The sequence below is a fragment of the Pararobbsia silviterrae genome (genome assembly GCF_003628125.1).
GTDB classification, from domain to species: domain Bacteria; phylum Pseudomonadota; class Gammaproteobacteria; order Burkholderiales; family Burkholderiaceae; genus Pararobbsia; species Pararobbsia silviterrae.
In genome coordinates this window covers 77,038-92,358 of sequence record NZ_RBZU01000016.1, presented here as the reverse complement: position 1 = coordinate 92,358, position 15,321 = coordinate 77,038, and the positions used below count along the sequence as shown (strand labels likewise).

Annotated in this window: 13 protein-coding genes and 1 tRNA gene; 5 read left to right on the top strand and 9 right to left on the bottom strand. The window is 63.2% G+C overall.

Going from position 1 to position 15,321, the window contains the following annotated elements; translation table 11 throughout:
• Positions 1-224 precede the first annotated feature (224 nt).
• Positions 225-428, top strand: a complete 204-nt coding sequence (locus D7S86_RS25845) for a cold-shock protein (RefSeq protein ID WP_102610995.1) — start codon at positions 225-227, stop codon at positions 426-428.
• Between the two features lie 162 nt (positions 429-590).
• Here D7S86_RS25845 and D7S86_RS25840 read toward each other — a convergent pair whose 3' ends face one another.
• Both D7S86_RS25840 and D7S86_RS25835 read right to left on the bottom strand, forming a co-directional pair.
• The gene (locus D7S86_RS25840; protein ID WP_121090827.1) at positions 591-1,847 is read right to left on the bottom strand and encodes an Hsp70 family protein; all 1,257 of its coding nucleotides are present in this window, start codon (positions 1,845-1,847) and stop codon (positions 591-593) included.
• Positions 1,848-2,052: 205 nt separating this feature from the next.
• Positions 2,053-2,850 carry a DUF4397 domain-containing protein gene (locus D7S86_RS25835; protein WP_121090825.1) on the bottom strand — a complete coding sequence of 266 codons (798 nt, stop codon included), beginning with the start codon at positions 2,848-2,850 and terminating at the stop codon, positions 2,053-2,055.
• 354 nt (positions 2,851-3,204) lie between these two features.
• On the opposite strand from D7S86_RS25835, the gene D7S86_RS25830 reads away from it, so the two are divergent.
• Positions 3,205-5,139, top strand: a complete 1,935-nt coding sequence (locus D7S86_RS25830) for a putative bifunctional diguanylate cyclase/phosphodiesterase (protein WP_240648407.1) — start codon at positions 3,205-3,207, stop codon at positions 5,137-5,139.
• Positions 5,140-5,237: 98 nt separating this feature from the next.
• Entirely contained in the window at positions 5,238-6,629 is a 1,392-nt protein-coding gene (locus D7S86_RS25825) for an HDOD domain-containing protein (protein ID WP_240648406.1), read from the top strand.
• 59 nt (positions 6,630-6,688) lie between these two features.
• Here the strand turns inward: D7S86_RS25825 and D7S86_RS25820 are convergent, their stop codons facing one another.
• Both D7S86_RS25820 and D7S86_RS25815 read right to left on the bottom strand, forming a co-directional pair.
• A complete protein-coding gene (locus D7S86_RS25820; RefSeq protein ID WP_158602090.1) occupies positions 6,689-7,345 on the bottom strand; it encodes a response regulator in 657 nt (218 codons plus the stop codon).
• 976 nt (positions 7,346-8,321) lie between these two features.
• Complete coding sequence (locus tag D7S86_RS25815; protein ID WP_121090820.1) at positions 8,322-8,957, bottom strand: cadmium resistance transporter; 636 nt, start codon at positions 8,955-8,957, stop codon at positions 8,322-8,324.
• Positions 8,958-9,251: 294 nt separating this feature from the next.
• Here D7S86_RS25815 and hfq point away from each other — a divergent pair, with 294 nt between their 5' ends.
• On the top strand, positions 9,252-9,599 hold the full coding sequence (hfq, locus tag D7S86_RS25810) for an RNA chaperone Hfq (RefSeq protein WP_121090818.1): 348 nt from the start codon (positions 9,252-9,254) through the stop codon (positions 9,597-9,599).
• A gap of 168 nt (positions 9,600-9,767) precedes the next feature.
• On the opposite strand, the gene D7S86_RS25805 is transcribed toward hfq, so the two are convergent.
• A complete protein-coding gene (locus D7S86_RS25805; protein ID WP_121090816.1) occupies positions 9,768-11,390 on the bottom strand; it encodes an NAD(P)/FAD-dependent oxidoreductase in 1,623 nt (540 codons plus the stop codon).
• A gap of 126 nt (positions 11,391-11,516) precedes the next feature.
• Between D7S86_RS25805 and D7S86_RS25800 the strand changes: the two genes are divergently transcribed.
• Positions 11,517-11,592: transfer RNA gene (locus tag D7S86_RS25800), tRNA-Thr, on the top strand.
• A 90-nt stretch (positions 11,593-11,682) separates the two neighbouring features.
• Here the strand turns inward: D7S86_RS25800 and D7S86_RS25795 are convergent.
• The 4 genes from D7S86_RS25795 to D7S86_RS25780 form a co-directional block, all read right to left on the bottom strand.
• Positions 11,683-12,249 carry a ClpXP protease specificity-enhancing factor gene (locus D7S86_RS25795; RefSeq protein ID WP_121090814.1) on the bottom strand — a complete coding sequence of 189 codons (567 nt, stop codon included), beginning with the start codon at positions 12,247-12,249 and terminating at the stop codon, positions 11,683-11,685.
• A gap of 215 nt (positions 12,250-12,464) precedes the next feature.
• Entirely contained in the window at positions 12,465-13,076 is a 612-nt protein-coding gene (locus D7S86_RS25790; RefSeq protein ID WP_121090813.1) for a glutathione S-transferase N-terminal domain-containing protein, read from the bottom strand.
• A gap of 94 nt (positions 13,077-13,170) precedes the next feature.
• Positions 13,171-13,914 carry a cytochrome c1 gene (locus D7S86_RS25785; RefSeq protein WP_121090811.1) on the bottom strand — a complete coding sequence of 248 codons (744 nt, stop codon included), beginning with the start codon at positions 13,912-13,914 and terminating at the stop codon, positions 13,171-13,173.
• 24 nt (positions 13,915-13,938) lie between these two features.
• Complete coding sequence (locus D7S86_RS25780; RefSeq protein ID WP_121090809.1) at positions 13,939-15,321, bottom strand: cytochrome b; 1,383 nt, start codon at positions 15,319-15,321, stop codon at positions 13,939-13,941.

The window sequence follows — 15,321 nt, the reverse complement described above, 5'->3', positions numbered from 1 at the left end:
CCCCTTTGCAGGAAGATCGCATCGCATGTCGAAAAAAGCGATTGACCGCCGTCCGGATTGACCGTATAAAGCTAGTGCAGGATTTTCAAGCGACGACGAGTAACAGCCTTCGCAGTCGCCCTCCAACGGTACTCCGGTTGTCCTATTCAAACCATCCTTGATTGTCATGCGCACCACGGGAGCCTCTAAGGCTCTCAGATTCAATTCATCTTTTGGAACGTAATATGGAAACGGGTACCGTTAAGTGGTTCAACGACGCAAAGGGCTTTGGCTTCATTACGCCGGACGGCGGCGGTGAAGATCTGTTCGCGCATTTCTCGGAAATTCGCGTCGAAGGCTTCAAGACGCTGCAAGAAAACCAAAAGGTCAGCTTCGAAGTGAAGACGGGCCCGAAGGGCAAGCAAGCAGCGAACATCAAGCCGCTGTAAGGGTTTTGGATGTCCGGGCGTCCTCGATGCTCGGTGCCTCCCCTGAAAAAAACCGCAAGACGTTTGTCTTGCGGTTTTTTTATGGCCGTTTCGATCGTCGCCGCCCCGCGACGCCTGTTCGCGTGCGCCCCCACGCCCTGACGGCCCCCCCGCCGCGCGCGATCACGCGGGATCGAACAAACGCCGTGCGTGAATGCCGAGGCCCGTCGCCACGCTCGCGAGCCGATCGCCGATCACGGGTTTCGCGTTCGGAAACGCGGCGCCGAGCGCATCGGTCAGAAAGCCGAGCCCCGTCGATCCCCCCGTGAAGTACAAGGCATCGACGCGATGCGCGGGCATGCCGGCCATGCGAACGGTGTCGTGCGCGGCGTCGACGATGCGCCGCGTCTCGTCCAGCGAGCAGGCGATCAAGGCCGCATTGTCGAACGCGGCCTCGAGCGCGGGCTCGACATCGTCGAGTTCGATGACCGACGCGCCGCCCGCGGACACCGCGATCTTCGCGTCCTCGGCGCGCGCGGCGAGCGCGTGACCCAGCCGACGTTCGATGACGGCCATCAAACGCCGGTGATAGGCCGGATCCGCGTAGAGATGCCGGAGCAGCGCGAATTCGCCCGCCCGTCGCGGCGTATATACCGTATTGATCAGATGCCAAGTCGCGAGATCGTAATAGATACGATTCGGCACTTCCTTGCCCGACGGATCGAGCGACTTGTAGCCGAAGCGCGTCAGCACGCCTTCGAGTTCGACGCGCTTGTCATAGTCCGTCCCCGCGACGTGCACGCCGTGATGCGCCAGCACGTCGGACTTCCGATTCAGGTGTTTGGCACGCTCGGGACCCACGCGCACGAGCGAAAAATCGGATGTGCCGCCGCCGATATCGGCCACGAGAACGAGTTGCTCGTGATCGAGCCGCGCTTCGTAATCGAACGCCGCCGCGATCGGCTCGTATTGGAACTCGACCTCGCGAAAGCCCGTACGCTTCGCGACGGCCTCGAGTTGCGACTGCGCGAGCCGATCCGCAACGGGATCGTCATCGACGAAATAGACCGGACGCCCCATCACGACACGTTCGAGCATCCGCTGGCCGGCCGCCTCGGCCTTTTGCTTCAGATGCTGGACGAACAGCGTGATCACGTCGACATAGCGGATCGCCGAGCCGTCGCCGAGTTCGGTCGTCGAGTCGGCCAGCGCGGAACCCAGGATGCTTTTCATCGAGCGCATGAGCCGGCCGTCGTACCCGTCGATATAGGCTTCGATCGCGGCGCGCCCGTACGCCTGCGACTCCTCGTCCGTATTGAAGAACACGGCCGTCGGCAGCGTGACCGCCTGGTCCTCGACGGGCACGAGCCGCATCGAGGCGTGGTGAGGCACGGCAATCGCCGAATTGGACGTTCCGAAATCGATAGCGCAGAAATTCATGCGTGAAGCCCGGTTGGCGCCTCGAAAGAGGCTGCACGCGGATTCGAATCGCGCGTGCGAAGTGGGCTTCGGGTTTTAGCACAACGCAAAAGCGGCGACAACCGCCGCACACCGCATCATTGCTCGGCCGACGGGACGGAAGATACCGTAATGTGCGGGGCCGGCGATCGCCGGCCCTGAAGGTGACGTCATGCGACGCGAACTGTTACTGTGCAGCGGCGTTGGTCAGCAGCGTGCCGTTGCCTGCCGCGTTGTTCGCGACGAGCAGGTTGATTGCATCCGCCGTCAGACCGCTCAACCCGGTCGTCGGCACCGTGACAAGCAGCCAATCGGCGTTGTTGCTCAGCGAGAACGGCGCCGAACGGAAAAGCTCGGTCTTCGATCCCGCGTCGGTGACGATGACGACATAGGTGCCGCCGTCGACGTAGATCGAATCGGAGCCCGAGGCCGGTACGGCGGCGTTGTACGCGACATTCGCGAGTTGGGGTGTCACGCTCGTGATGTCGGGGTTCGTCGCGCTGCCCGCGATCACGTAGACGTCGACGGCGCCGCCCGCGTTCGCGTTGACCGACGCGTTGAACACGCGCAGACGCGCCTGGTCGTTGAGCAGCCCCTTGTCGAACGGATCGTCGATGATGGTCAACGCGGGCGTCAGCGTCGAACTCACGAGTGCAATACCGGTATATTCGTGTCCATTCGCCGCATTGAAGGGGCCGGCCGACGCGAGGGGATTCGTCGGACCCGCGCCGGCGGTGTTGTACGAGAGGGTTGTCGCGCCCGACGAGAAGCTGTTGTACCCGCTGACGAATTCATAGGACACGCTGCCTTGCGCGAGCACGTTATTGTTGAAGAAGTCGACCGTCGGACCCGCCGGGATCGCGTGGATATATCGGACCACGGGCTTGCTGATACCCAGCTCCGCGGCGACATCGTTACCGCCGCCGCACGCCGCCAGCGTCAGCGCCGCGGCGCCGGCCAGCATCAGGGACTTGAACACTTTCATGACGTCACTCCTGTCTATCGATCCATACCGTTTGAATAAATGAGCCGCATGTGCGACAAAGCGTGGTATTCCAGCGATGCACCGTGATGCAGCTGATCCGGCAGGCGAGAGGTCATTCTTGTGTTGGGGAAGGTGTCTTACCTCCCCTTACAGGCGCTTCAAGCGACGGGATCGTCGAACCGCGGATAGGCCCGAAGACGCGACGTTGCGCCACAATTCAGCAATCGATGTGCCTCGCGTAGGTATACAAAGCGCGCGCGCCGGGTTCGTACCGTGCGCGTTCGAACGAGCGTTCCTAAAGATCCGGCTCAATCAGCCGTAATTGAAGACGAATACACTGTTCTTGGACTCTCGATGAACGACCGTGCCGTACCCGGTCCGGTGCCGGTCAGCGCCGACGCCTCGCGGCCGGAAAGCCGCCCTGCCGCCGCCTCTCACGCCGCCCCGTCGGCCGACGCGTCGCCGTCGTCGCTGGCGGGCCTGTTTCGCGCCGTCTCGCGGCTCGCCCCGTTCGGCGGCCGCGAAAGCGCGACGCCGCCTGTCGCGCGACGCATGGGCGGGCGTATCGGCGATGAAGACATCGTTGAAACGCGCAGCCACGCGCCCTACGTACTCGGCGAACACACGGTCGAAGGGATCGACTTTCTGGCGCAGGTCGATCTCGATCTGCGCTTTACCTACATCTCGGAAGCCGGCCTGCGGTTCATGGGCTATCACCGCGCGTTCCTCGAGGCGACCTCGCTCACCGCGCTCGTGCCCGACGCCGATGCGCCACTGCTGTCCGACGCGATCGCGCAAGCCCGTGAAAGTGCCGAGCCGATCGGCTGCACGCTGCGCATGAACAAATCGTTGACCTACCCCGGGTGGGTCAATTTGCGCGTCGCGCCGCTGCGCGAGGACAACGCGCTCGTCGGCTTCGCGATCTCGGCGTCGGATATCTCGGCGTGGGCGATCCGTCAGGAACGCCTGCGCTTCGAGGCCGAACACGACGCGCTGACGGGACTCGACAATCTCGTGTCGATCCAGCGGCGCCTGCAACGCGTGTTTGCGGACGCATCGCGCGGCGATGTGCGCGTCGCGCTGTTGTCGATCGATCTCGACGCATTCCAGCGGATCAACAATGCGCTCGGCTACGAAGCGGGCGACATGATGCTCAAGCTCACGGCCGAGCGGCTGATGGCGAGCGTGGACCCCGACGACATCGTCGCGCGGACCGGCAGCGACGAGTTCGTCGTGATGAGCCGGCGCAGCGCCGACGCGCGGAGCAGCGAAACGCTTGCGCGCCGCCTGATCGCGGCGATCTCGCAACCCTACTCGTACGAAGGACAATCGCTGCATATCGCGGCGAGTATCGGGATCGCGTTGAGCGAACAGGTCGGCTCGGACGAGCGCCAATTGCTGCGCGGCGCGGACCAGGCGCTCTATCGCGCCAAGCGCCTCGGCGGCAACACGCTGATGTTCTTCGTCGACCAGCGCGACCCCGAGGCGGCCGACAAGCTCAAGCTTGAAGCCGAGCTCTATGAAGGCGTGCGCAACGGCGAGTTTTCACTGCACTATCAGCCGATCGCGCGTATCGATTCGCGCAATGTCGTCGGCGTCGAAGCGCTGATGCGCTGGCATCACCCGAAGCGGGGTCTGGTGCCGCCGTCGACGTTCATTCCGCTCGCCGAGGCCGTGGGGCTGATCAATTATCTCGGCGCGTGGGCGCTCAAGACCGCGTGCATGCAGCTCGCGCTCTGGGACTCGCTCGGCATGCGGCTCGAATACGTCGCGGTCAACGTGTCGGCACAGCAATTCCGGGAGGCCGGGTTTGCCGCGACCGTGCGCGAAACGCTGCAGCTCACGGGCATCGAGCCGCATCGGCTCGTGCTCGAAATCACGGAAAGCGTGCTCATGCACGATCCGCAACGTGCGCGCGTGCTGCTCGAAGCGCTCGCGGAGATCGGCATCCGGTTCGCGGTCGACGATTTCGGCACGGGGTATTCGAGTCTTGCGTATCTGCAGCGCTTCCCGCTCACCGAACTCAAAATCGACCGCAGTTTCGTCGAGAATCTCTCGGAGTCGCGAAACGACCAGGCGATCGTCACGGCGGTCGCGGCGCTGGCGAAGACGCTGAATCTGAGGCTCGTCGCCGAAGGCGTTGAAACAGAAGCGCAACGGAGCTTGCTGATTCGGCTCGGATGTGGCCATATACAGGGTTGGTTGCTATGCAAGGCGCTTCCGGCGCATGAGCTGCAAGAAAAATTCAGGTCGCACGCACTCGCGATCCACGACGTACACGGAAAATAACAAAGCACGATGTTAAGCCGCTTGGCAACTGGGTTCCTATGAGCAGCTCACCGATCGACAAGGTCTGGGCTCGCTTCAGCGACCGCGGTGATTTCCCTATGCTGTCCCAGTCGGTACAGGCTGCGGTCTCCGCGATGGATACGCGGGACTTCGATTTCACCGCGCTCGTCAATGTGATCCTCTCGGATTTCGCATTGACGCAGAAGGTCATTCGCCTCGCCAACTCGGCGATGTATTCGGCATTCGGCGGCAACGTGACGACCGTCTCGCGCGCGTTGATGATTCTCGGCATCGAGGCCGTCGGTCACCTGGCCGTCGGCCTCAAACTGCTCGACCATTTCTCGAGCGCGCGCAGCAATCGAATCGACGCGCAACTCGAACTGAGCCGGACCATGTTGTCGAGCCATGTCGCGCGGCATGTGGCGGACCGCAGCAAGAAAGCCGCGCGCGAAGAAGCGGTCGTCTGCACGCTGATGCGTCAGGTCGGGAAGCTGCTCGTCGTGTTTTATCTCGAGGACGAGTGGCGCGAAATTCAGCTTCGCTCGGCGCGCGAGGAACGCAGCGAGGAAGAGGTCTGCGCCGACGTGCTCGGCATCACGTTCGAGCAATTGGGCCAGGAAGCCGCCGCGCGCTGGCGTCTGCCCGATGCGATCCGGACCGGCATGCGGAGTCCGACCGAGCCGGCGTCATCGCCGCCGTCGCATCATCAATGGCTGCAGTCGGTCACGGGTTATTCGACCGCCGTCTCCGAGATCATGGCGAATCGCGACCTCGACGAGGACCTGCGTCAGATTCTGCTCGGCGACCTCGCGCGCGCGCATTCCGACACGCTCGCGATGACCCCCGAGCAACTCGTCGAACTCACGGTCTCGCTGTCCGAGGAAGAAACGGCCAACAACCTGCTCGACGAGATCGGCAATCTGCGCAGCAACTCGGCAGCGGCCGCACGGCCGGTCGATCCCGAAGCGCGCCTGCAGGCGGGCATCGTCGAGCTCCGGACGCTGCGCTCGAATCACGCGCTCAAGCCCGTGCAGACGCTTGCGTCCGAAACGATCCTCGCGGCGATGGGCATGGCGCGGGTTATCGTGTTCGAACGGCTTGCCGAGCATCAGGCGTTCGAGGCGCGGCTCGGCGCGGGATCGAACGTCAATCGCGTGCTGCCGATGCTTCGGTTCCCGGAGTCGTTCGCCCCCGACGTGTTTCATCTCGCGATCGCGAACTCGGTCGGCATCTTCATCGAGCAGGCGCGCGAGGCGAAGATCGCCGCCCATATCCCGTCGTGGTTCCGCAATGCGCTGCCTGACGCGCATGCGTTCGTGCTGTTGCCCGTGCGCGTGAACACGACGACGGTCGGGCTCGTCTATGGCGACTGGACGCACGCGAGCACGGTCCGCAAGATCACGCCGAAAGAGATGTCTGCGCTCAACGAACTCGCGGCCGAACTCGGCCGCTTCTTCCAGCACGCATCCGTCGGCGCGCGCGTCCGCTAAGCGCGGTATACGCGCGGGCTCACCCGTGCGTGTTCCGCTGCTTCCGATTGCCCCGCGAGTCAGGCGCTCGCCACGCCGCCCGCGATCTTGAACGCGTCGATGAGTTCGACGTCGGTCCGTGCGCCGAGCTTCTTCATCGCGCTCTGCTTCTGAGCGCTGATCGTCTTGAGGCTGCGTCGCGTGCAATGCGCGATCTCGGTGACGGTCATCCCGCGCGAGTAGAGGCGCATGACTTCCATTTCACGCATCGTCAAGGGCTCGTCGCCGACGCCCTCGCGTCGCCGCTCGAACATATGGCCAAGCAGCAGCTTGGCCGTGCGCGTATCGACGAATTTGCATCCTTGCAGCACTTCGTCGATCGCGTCCGGCAAACAGGCGATACCCGTCGTCTTGCTCACGAACCCCGCGGCAATCGTCATGATGCGTTTGACTCGAACGAGATCGTCGTGTTGGGACAGTACGATGATCTTCACGTGCGGATACGAGCGCGAAAGACGCTCGAGCATCATGAGACCGTCGGGTTCGGGATCGCCGCAAAATGAGAAGTCGCTGACGACGATGTCGCAGCGATAGAGCCGGAGCGCATCGAACAAACCGCCGATCGACTGCGCAACAGCCACGACGCGGCGTCCCTCGCACGCTTCGATGGTCTTCTCGACGCCTGCGAGAACGACCGGATGATCGTCCGCGATGATGATGTCAACAACGGGCGACATATCCGCCTCGCCGCACGGATCTTCCCGTAGTGCGCACATAGCTTTTCTCCATAGCGTCCGGAAATGCTGCGAGGGGATGCCGTGTGACGACACGCCTCCGCCTCTTGAATGGCCGATCGTGGCCGCTCGGCTCGGCCCGGGCACCGCCCGGAACGCCAGGACGCGATCGTTTGCTTCGCGTCAATCGCGCGCCGTCGCGTCGGTGCCTGGGTCAAAACACAAATCGCTCATGCGAGGCACTCATTAGAAAAAATCTTGCCGCCCATCACAACCCGAAAGTTTATTAGGATTGGTCTGAATCGAACCCCTTGACCGACTTCCCGCGTGACGAAGCGTGTCTCGTCGATGCGGATGTCGCGCGGAATCACCGAAGCGAGGCGGCTCGGCCCGTCGCCGAGGACGGCAAGGTATCCCCCGGAACTCGTGCGAAGGCCCGAGGATGGGGGCGTCGGACGAACGCGGGACGTCGGCTCGTGTGGCGCGCGGCGCATCGCGCTCGACTCGCGCGGCCCCTACCTCGGTGTGCGACTGCGCGTGCATCGATGCCCCCACTTTTTCGAGATACACGCGCGATTTTCTATCTACCGGTAGATTTGGGACGCAAAATAATCGGTCCGCCTCCGTCGACGACATCGGCGACGACGTCGACTTCGTGGGCCCGCGACACGGTCAATCGGCCATCTTGGGCCTCACCTGGCGGCTGCGTACGCCGGATCTCGCGTGCATCGGTCGACGATCGTCGCAAGCCCCTATCTTCTGATAGATAGCCTGTGACCCCGCTCCGCTGTGAGGTTTAGCTACAGGGTTTAGCTACAGGGTTTGGATGCAGGATTGCAGAGCTGCGGAAGTGCGGGTTCTGGGCTTGGGGCTTGGGGCTTGGGGCTTGGGGCTTGGGGCTTGGGGCTTAGGGCTTAGGGCTCGGGTGCGAGTCGTACCCCCTGAATTCGGCCACACGCACACCGTCACGACAAAGCGGCTAGAGTCCGAACGCGCTCAGCGTGCCGTTGCCGAGCATCACGGAAAATCCGATCAGGATCAGCACCCAGGGTAAGACGAGCGGAGCATATCGGCGAATCGGCCGACCGATCAGGCGGTGGGACACGAGCCAGTTCGCGAGCGCGCACCAGATGCCGACCATGACGACGAACACGAGTCCGACGACGATGTCTTCCGCCAACGGACGTGCCGCGAACAACGGCACATAGACGGCGAGATTGTCGGAACCGTTCGCGATCGCGACGGTGGCCACCATCCAGACGATCGAACGCGTACGCGCGGCCCCCACCCGCCCGTCCGTGCGCGACAACGGACTCACGCCGTCGGCCGCCCCATGCATCGACGCTCCGTTGCGGCGAAACAGTTCGAGCGCCTTGCCGACACCGATCAGTATCGGCATCACGCCGATCAGGCCGACGTAGGCCCGCGGAATATGGATCATGAGCGCAGCGATCACCGCCGCGAACGCGACAAGCGCCATCGATCCGATGTACTGGCCGATCACGACCGCGCGCGCCGCGCCGCGCGCATCGGCAAAGCATGCGAGCAGCACGAACAGGTTGTCGACGTTGGTCGCGGCGAAAGCCGCCACCGCGAGCAAGACGGCTGTCAGCATATCGATCCCGTCGCGTTCAACGCATCGCCGTCAGCGGGCACGGCGGTCCGCCGAATCGGCGTCCGCGCGCCGACACGGATCGCGCGGCCGAACCCGCGCAGCGCGTCGCGCATCCGTCGCGAGGACACGCTAGGCATGGCGTCGGCGGGTCGGTTCGCCCGAATAGGTGTAGGCTCGTCGTGACATCGGTCCATTCTGGCGCGCACGCGCGTCCCTTTGTATTGCATTGAAGTCCCGGGCGCGGCATGGCAATTGCAGGCGCTCCCGAATCTTTGACAAACGACGGGTATGACCATGACCTCTGACACGCAGGATCACTTCCCGCAGAACGAGATGCTCAACACTCTGCGCAAGGAGCGCAAGCGCGTTCAGATTTTTCTGATCAACGGCATCCGTCTCGTCGGCACGATCGAGTCGTTCGACGCGTATCTGATCATGTTGAGTACACCGACCGGCGTCCAGGGCATCTACAAGCGCGCGATCTCGACCGTTCAGGTCGATACCGGCACGCGGCCGCCTTCCACGCGCGATCGTCCTCGCGACGAGCACACATCGTCGACCGTGATCACGCGCCGTCGCCGGCCCACGGGCCCTCCGGGCGCAGGTGGCCATGGCCGCTCCGACACGGACGACTCCAGCTGATCGAGATCCGCGTCGAATCGACCCGCACATCGGACAGACTTGCCGTTTGCATCGAACCCGGTACCCACATCGATCAGACGGTGAGCGGATCGCCCGGATGCCTTGCCGCGACACGTTCCGCGCGAGCCGGACACCGCCTGGCCACGCCGCTCATCACACGCGCGCCGCTCAGCCTGCGCGCGAACCGAGCAGATCCAGCGCGAGCGCTTCGGCGACCTCGATGCCGTCGATCGCAGCCGAGTAGATGCCTCCGGCATACCCGGCGCCCTCACCGGCCGGATACAGCCCTTCGACGTTGACGCTCTGGCAATTGTCTTTGCGACGGATACGCAAGGGCGACGACGTGCGCGTTTCGACGCCCGTCAGGACCGCGTCGCCCATCGCGAAACCCGCGATCTTCTTGTCGAGCTCGGGCAGCGCTTCGCGGATCGCCTCGATCACGTAGTCGGGCAATGCGGTGCTGAGGTCGGTCGGCGTCACGCCCGGCTTGTACGACGGAATCACCGAGCCGAGCGACGTCGACGGCCGCCCGGCGATGAAGTCCTCGACGCGTTGCCCCGGCGCGAAATAGTTGCCGCCGCCGAGTTCGAAGGCACGCGACTCCCAATGCCGCTGGAATTCGATCCCCGCGAGCGCACCGCCCGGATAGTCATCGGGCGTGATGCCGACGACGATGCCGGCGTTCGCGTTGCGTTCGGCTCGCGAATACTGGCTCATGCCGTTCGTCACGACGCGCCCGGGTTCGGATGTGGCCGCGACGACCGTGCCGCCCGGGCACATGCAGAAGCTGTAGACGGCGCGTCCGTTGCTCGCGTGATGGACGACCTTGTAGTCGGCCGCGCCGAGGTCCTTGTGACCCGCGAATTTGCCGAAGCGGCTTCGGTCGATGACGCTTTGCGGATGTTCGATCCGGAAACCGAGCGAAAACGGTTTGGGTTCGAGATAGACGCCGTTGTCGTCGAGCATCTTGAACGTATCGCGCGCGCTGTGGCCGATCGCGAGCACGACGTGATGCGTGACCAGCGTTTCGCCGGTCGACAGTTCAAGGCCGCGGATCTTGCCGTCTTCGATGACGAGATTCTCAACCTTCGTCTCGAAGCGCACCTCGCCGCCGAGCGCGTGGATCGTCGCGCGCATCTTCTCGACCATGCTCACGAGCCTGAACGTGCCGATATGCGGCCGGCTCAGATACAGAATGTCCTCGGGCGCGCCGGCCTTGACGAATTCGTCGAGCACTTTACGGCCGAGATGACGCGGATCCTTGATCTGGCTATAGAGTTTGCCGTCGGAGAACGTGCCGGCGCCGCCCTCGCCGAACTGGACGTTCGAATCGGGGTTCAGCACGCTCTTGCGCCAGAGGCCCCAGGTGTCCTTGGTCCGCTCGCGCACGGCCTTGCCGCGTTCGAGAATGATCGGTCGCAAGCCCATCTGGGCAAGGATCAGGCCCGCGAACAAGCCGCATGGCCCCATGCCGATCACGACCGGGCGATGCCGATCGAAACCCGGCGGCGCCATCGCGACAAAGTGATAGTCCATGTCCGGCGTCACACCGTAATGCGGCTTGCCGGCCATGCGCTTGAACGCGCTCGCCTCGTCCTTGAGTTCGCAATCGACGATATAGGTGAGCTTGATGTCGGACTTTTTGCGCGCGTCATGGGCGCGGCGATAGACCGTATAGCGGATCAGACCATCGGGCTTGACGCCGATATCGGCGAGCCGCGCATGGACCGCGGCGTCGAGCGCAAGCTGCGGATGGTCGAGCGGCAGTTTGACTTCGGAGATTCGGAGCATAGGTTCGGACGAAAAGTGGGCGCGCGGGGTGCGCCAGACTCAGGCGAGATTCTAGCGGTTTTGGGCCGACGCTTCCGCGAAGTGGTACTGCATTCGGACTTCGCATATAATCGGCGGCTGTGTTTCGCCCCCTTAGCTCATTTGGTAGAGCACTTGACTTGTAATCATGAGGTGGTCTGTTCGAATCAGACAGGGGGCACCAGACAAATAAAACGGGCTGCACGAAAGTGCAGCCCGTTTTTCATTGCGGGTCGCGCCGAACCGCCGATCTTGCGGCGGGACAGCGGTCCGGCTACTTGACGACTTTCAGATGGCCTCGGCCGCCCTTGCCCGGCGAATCGTCGGGCGAACCGTCGCTCGACGACTCCGCCGAGACACCGCCCTCTTGCGCGGCTTCGCCCGACACGACGAGCGACGGCGCGCCGGCCTGCGACGCGGGTTGGGCGCCGACGGGCGACTCGCTGTCGAGTTGTTCGAGTTCCTCGACGCCGTCCCCGGCGCCGTCGCCAAGCGCGTCGTCTTCCGGCACGACGTCGTCAGGTTGCCGTTCCTCGACCGGGAACGCCATGCCCTGGCCGTTCTCGCGCGCATAGATCGCGAGCACGTTCGAGACCTGCACTTCGATGTGGTGCGACTTCCCCGAGAACCGCGCGTTGAAGTCGATCCACTCGTTGCCCATCTTGAGGCCGCTCGTCGCTTCGAAGCTGATGTTGAGCACGATCTCGCCATCGCGGACGAATTCGCGCGGCACGCGCGTCCGATCGTCGACGCGCACGGCCAGATGCGGCGTATAGCCGTTGTCGGTGCACCATTCATACAGCGCGCGCAACAAATACGGCTTGGTCGGTGTTTCTGCCATTCCCATGTCCTATCGCGTGCGCACGCCATCGCCGGCATAGCGGCGTTCAGGCATCCGCCCGCATCCATCCAATCGTCCGGCCCCGCGCGTTCGACGGCGCGAAGCAGCACATCTCGTCATTCGGGCGGCCGCCGCGCGCCGCAAGCGCGCTCGGCCGCATCCAACCGCCCGCGGCGTGCCGTGACCCGGGCGGAGACCCGAGCCCGGTCGGCGTCTTACCGGCGCATGACCTTTTCGGACGGCGTCAGCGCTTCAATATACGCCGGACGGCTGAAAATGCGCTCGGCGTACTTCATCAGCGGCGCCGCATTCTTCGACAATTCGATCCCGTAGTGGTCGAGGCGCCAAAGCAGCGGCGCGATCGCGACGTCGAGCATCGAGAACTCTTCGCCGAGCATGTACTTGTTTTTGACGAAGATCGGCGCAAGTTGCGTCAGGCGGTCGCGGATCGCGATGCGCGCCTTTTCATGCGACTTTTCCGCGGCCTTGCCCTTTTCGTTTTCGAGCGTGCCGACATGCACAAACAGCTCCTTCTCGAAATTGAGCAGGAACAGGCGCGCGCGTGCGCGTTGGACCGGATCGGCCGGCATCAGTTGCGGGTGCGGGAAGCGCTCGTCGATATACTCGTTGATGATGTTCGATTCGTAGAGAATCAGATCGCGTTCGACGAGAATCGGCACCTGGCCGTACGGATTCATGACCGCGATGTCTTCAGGCTTGTTGAACAAGTCGACGTCACGGATTTCGAAATCCATCCCCTTTTCGAACAGCACCAGACGGCAGCGCTGGGAGAACGGGCAAGTCGTGCCTGAATAAAGAACCATCATTTTTTAGTTTCCTTAAAAAACCGAAGGGCCAGCGAGGCGGCACGCGCATCGGCGCGTCGCTGTTCGCTGGCCCCTGCATCAAATCGCTGGCGCGTTATTTGACGTCTTTCCAGTAGGCGGCGTTCAGACGCCATGCGAAAAAGCTCAGCAAACCCAGGAACAGCAGCACCCAGGCCCCAATTTGCTTGCGCTCCTTGGCCGCCGGCTCCGCCATCCAGACGAGGTACGAGGTCAGGTCCGCGACCGCCTCGTCATAGTCGTTGGGCGACATAGTACCGGGAGTGACTTGCTGAAATCCAATAATTCGGTGCTGAACCTCACCGTTTTCGTCGGTGGAATCCTCGAATTTCGGCGTTCTGACGCCTTGCAGCTGCCAAAGTACGTGCGGCATGCCCACATTCTGGAACACGGCATTGTTCCAGCCCGTCGGACGCGTGTCGTCCTTGTAGAACGAGCGCAGGTAGGTGTAGATCCAGTCCGCGCCGCGTGCGCGCGCCTCGACGCTGAGGTCGGGCGGCGCCACGCCGAACCATTCCTTCGCGTCTTGGGCGCGCATCGCCACGGTCATCGGATTGCCGACCTTGTCGGTCGAGAACAGGAGATTGTCCTCGATCTCCTTGTCCGTCAGGCCGATGTCGCGCAATCGCGAGTACCGCATCGCGGTCGCGCTATGGCAATTCAGGCAGTAATTGACGAAAAGCCGCGCGCCTCGCTGGAGCGAGACGAGATCGGCCGTGCGATTCGGCGCCTCGTCGAGATGCACGTTTTCTTCGGCGACGACATGCGTGCTCAGCAGCGCCGCACCGAGCATCGCCAGGATCGAAAGAAGCTTTTTCATTCGTATTGTCCCGTTGGCTGGCGTTCAGTGAGGTTTGTACGTCACGCGTTCCGGCACCGGCTTGAACGTGCCGAGCCGCGTCCAGAACGGCATCCCCCAGAAGAAGCAGAAGTACACGAGCGTGCCGATCTGCGCGAGCAACGTACCCGCGGGCGTCGGCGGTTTCGTGCCGAGGAACGCGAGCATCAGGAAAACGAACACGAACAGGACGTAAAGCAGCTTGTGGAACGTCGGCCGGTAGCGGATCGACTTGACCGGACTTTGATCGAGCCAGGGCAGGAAGAACAGCGTGACGACCGCGCCGCCCATCGTGAGCACGCCCCAGAACTTGGCCTGCGTGACGAGCATGATGCCGATCACGATGCCGGCGCCGACGACCGAGCCGATCTTGCCGCGCGCCGTGCGCGCCTTGATGAGCCCGAGCAGCGCAAGCAGACCCGCGATGACTTCGAGCACGATCTTGAAGTACTCGGTCACCGAACGCAGCATCGCGTAGAACGCTGTGAAGTACCAGACCGGCGCGATTTCAGGCGGCGTCTTCAGCGAGTCGGCCGGGATGAAGTTGTTCGCTTCAAGGAAGTAGCCGCCCATTTCCGGCGCGAAGAACACGATCGCGCAGAAGATGAACAGGAAGACCGACACGCCGAGGAAGTCATGCACCGAGTAGTACGGATGGAACGGAATGCCGTCGAGCGGAATGCCGTTCGCGTCCTTCTTCTCCTTGATCTCGACGCCGTCGGGGTTGTTCGAGCCCACTTCGTGAAGCGCCATGATGTGCGCGACGACGAGCGCGAGCAGCACGAGCGGAATCGCGATCACGTGGAAGGCGAAGAACCGGTTCAGCGTGACGTCGCTGACGACGTAGTCGCCGCGAATCCAGAGCGAGAGGTCCGGACCGATGAACGGAATCGCCGAGAACAGGTTCACGATGACCTGCGCGCCCCAGTACGACATCTGTCCCCACGGCAGCAGGTAGCCGAAGAACGCCTCGGCCATCAGGCAGAGGAAGATCAGGCAGCCGAAGATCCAGACGAGTTCGCGCGGCTTGCGATACGAGCCGTACAGCAGCCCGCGGAACATATGCAGATAGACGACCACGAAGAACATCGATGCGCCGGTCGAATGCAGGTATCGGATCAGCCAGCCAAACGGCACGTCGCGCATGATGTACTCGACCGACGCGAACGCGAGCTGCGAATCCGGCTTGTAGTTCATCACGAGGAAGATCCCCGTGACGATCTGCAGCACGAGCACGAGCAGTGCGAGCGAGCCGAAGAAGTACCAGAAATTGAAATTCTTCGGCGCGTAATACTCAGAGAGATGCGCCTTCCAGAGCGAGGTCAGCGGGAATCGGCGATCGATCCAGCCGAGCAGCCCCGTCGTATCGACTTGCTTTTCTGCAGCCAT

What these genes read in the sequence shown, in the direction of transcription:
- D7S86_RS25830 (WP_240648407.1), top strand. Translation starts at nt 3,205, where the DNA reads ATGAACGACCGTGCCGTACCCGGTCCGGTGCCGGTCAGCGCCGACGCC.
- D7S86_RS25835 (WP_121090825.1), bottom strand. Translation starts at nt 2,850, where the DNA reads ATGAAAGTGTTCAAGTCCCTGATGCTGGCCGGCGCCGCGGCGCTGACG.
- D7S86_RS25840 (WP_121090827.1), bottom strand. Translation starts at nt 1,847, where the DNA reads ATGAATTTCTGCGCTATCGATTTCGGAACGTCCAATTCGGCGATTGCC.
- D7S86_RS25820 (WP_158602090.1), bottom strand. Translation starts at nt 7,345, where the DNA reads ATGTCGCCCGTTGTTGACATCATCATCGCGGACGATCATCCGGTCGTT.
- D7S86_RS25795 (WP_121090814.1), bottom strand. Translation starts at nt 12,249, where the DNA reads ATGGCAGAAACACCGACCAAGCCGTATTTGTTGCGCGCGCTGTATGAA.
- D7S86_RS25805 (WP_121090816.1), bottom strand. Translation starts at nt 11,390, where the DNA reads ATGCTCCGAATCTCCGAAGTCAAACTGCCGCTCGACCATCCGCAGCTT.
- D7S86_RS25790 (WP_121090813.1), bottom strand. Translation starts at nt 13,076, where the DNA reads ATGATGGTTCTTTATTCAGGCACGACTTGCCCGTTCTCCCAGCGCTGC.
- D7S86_RS25780 (WP_121090809.1), bottom strand. Translation starts at nt 15,321, where the DNA reads ATGGCTGCAGAAAAGCAAGTCGATACGACGGGGCTGCTCGGCTGGATC.
- D7S86_RS25785 (WP_121090811.1), bottom strand. Translation starts at nt 13,914, where the DNA reads ATGAAAAAGCTTCTTTCGATCCTGGCGATGCTCGGTGCGGCGCTGCTG.
- hfq (WP_121090818.1), top strand. Translation starts at nt 9,252, where the DNA reads ATGACCTCTGACACGCAGGATCACTTCCCGCAGAACGAGATGCTCAAC.
- D7S86_RS25845 (WP_102610995.1), top strand. Translation starts at nt 225, where the DNA reads ATGGAAACGGGTACCGTTAAGTGGTTCAACGACGCAAAGGGCTTTGGC.
- D7S86_RS25825 (WP_240648406.1), top strand. Translation starts at nt 5,238, where the DNA reads ATGCTGTCCCAGTCGGTACAGGCTGCGGTCTCCGCGATGGATACGCGG.
- D7S86_RS25815 (WP_121090820.1), bottom strand. Translation starts at nt 8,957, where the DNA reads ATGCTGACAGCCGTCTTGCTCGCGGTGGCGGCTTTCGCCGCGACCAAC.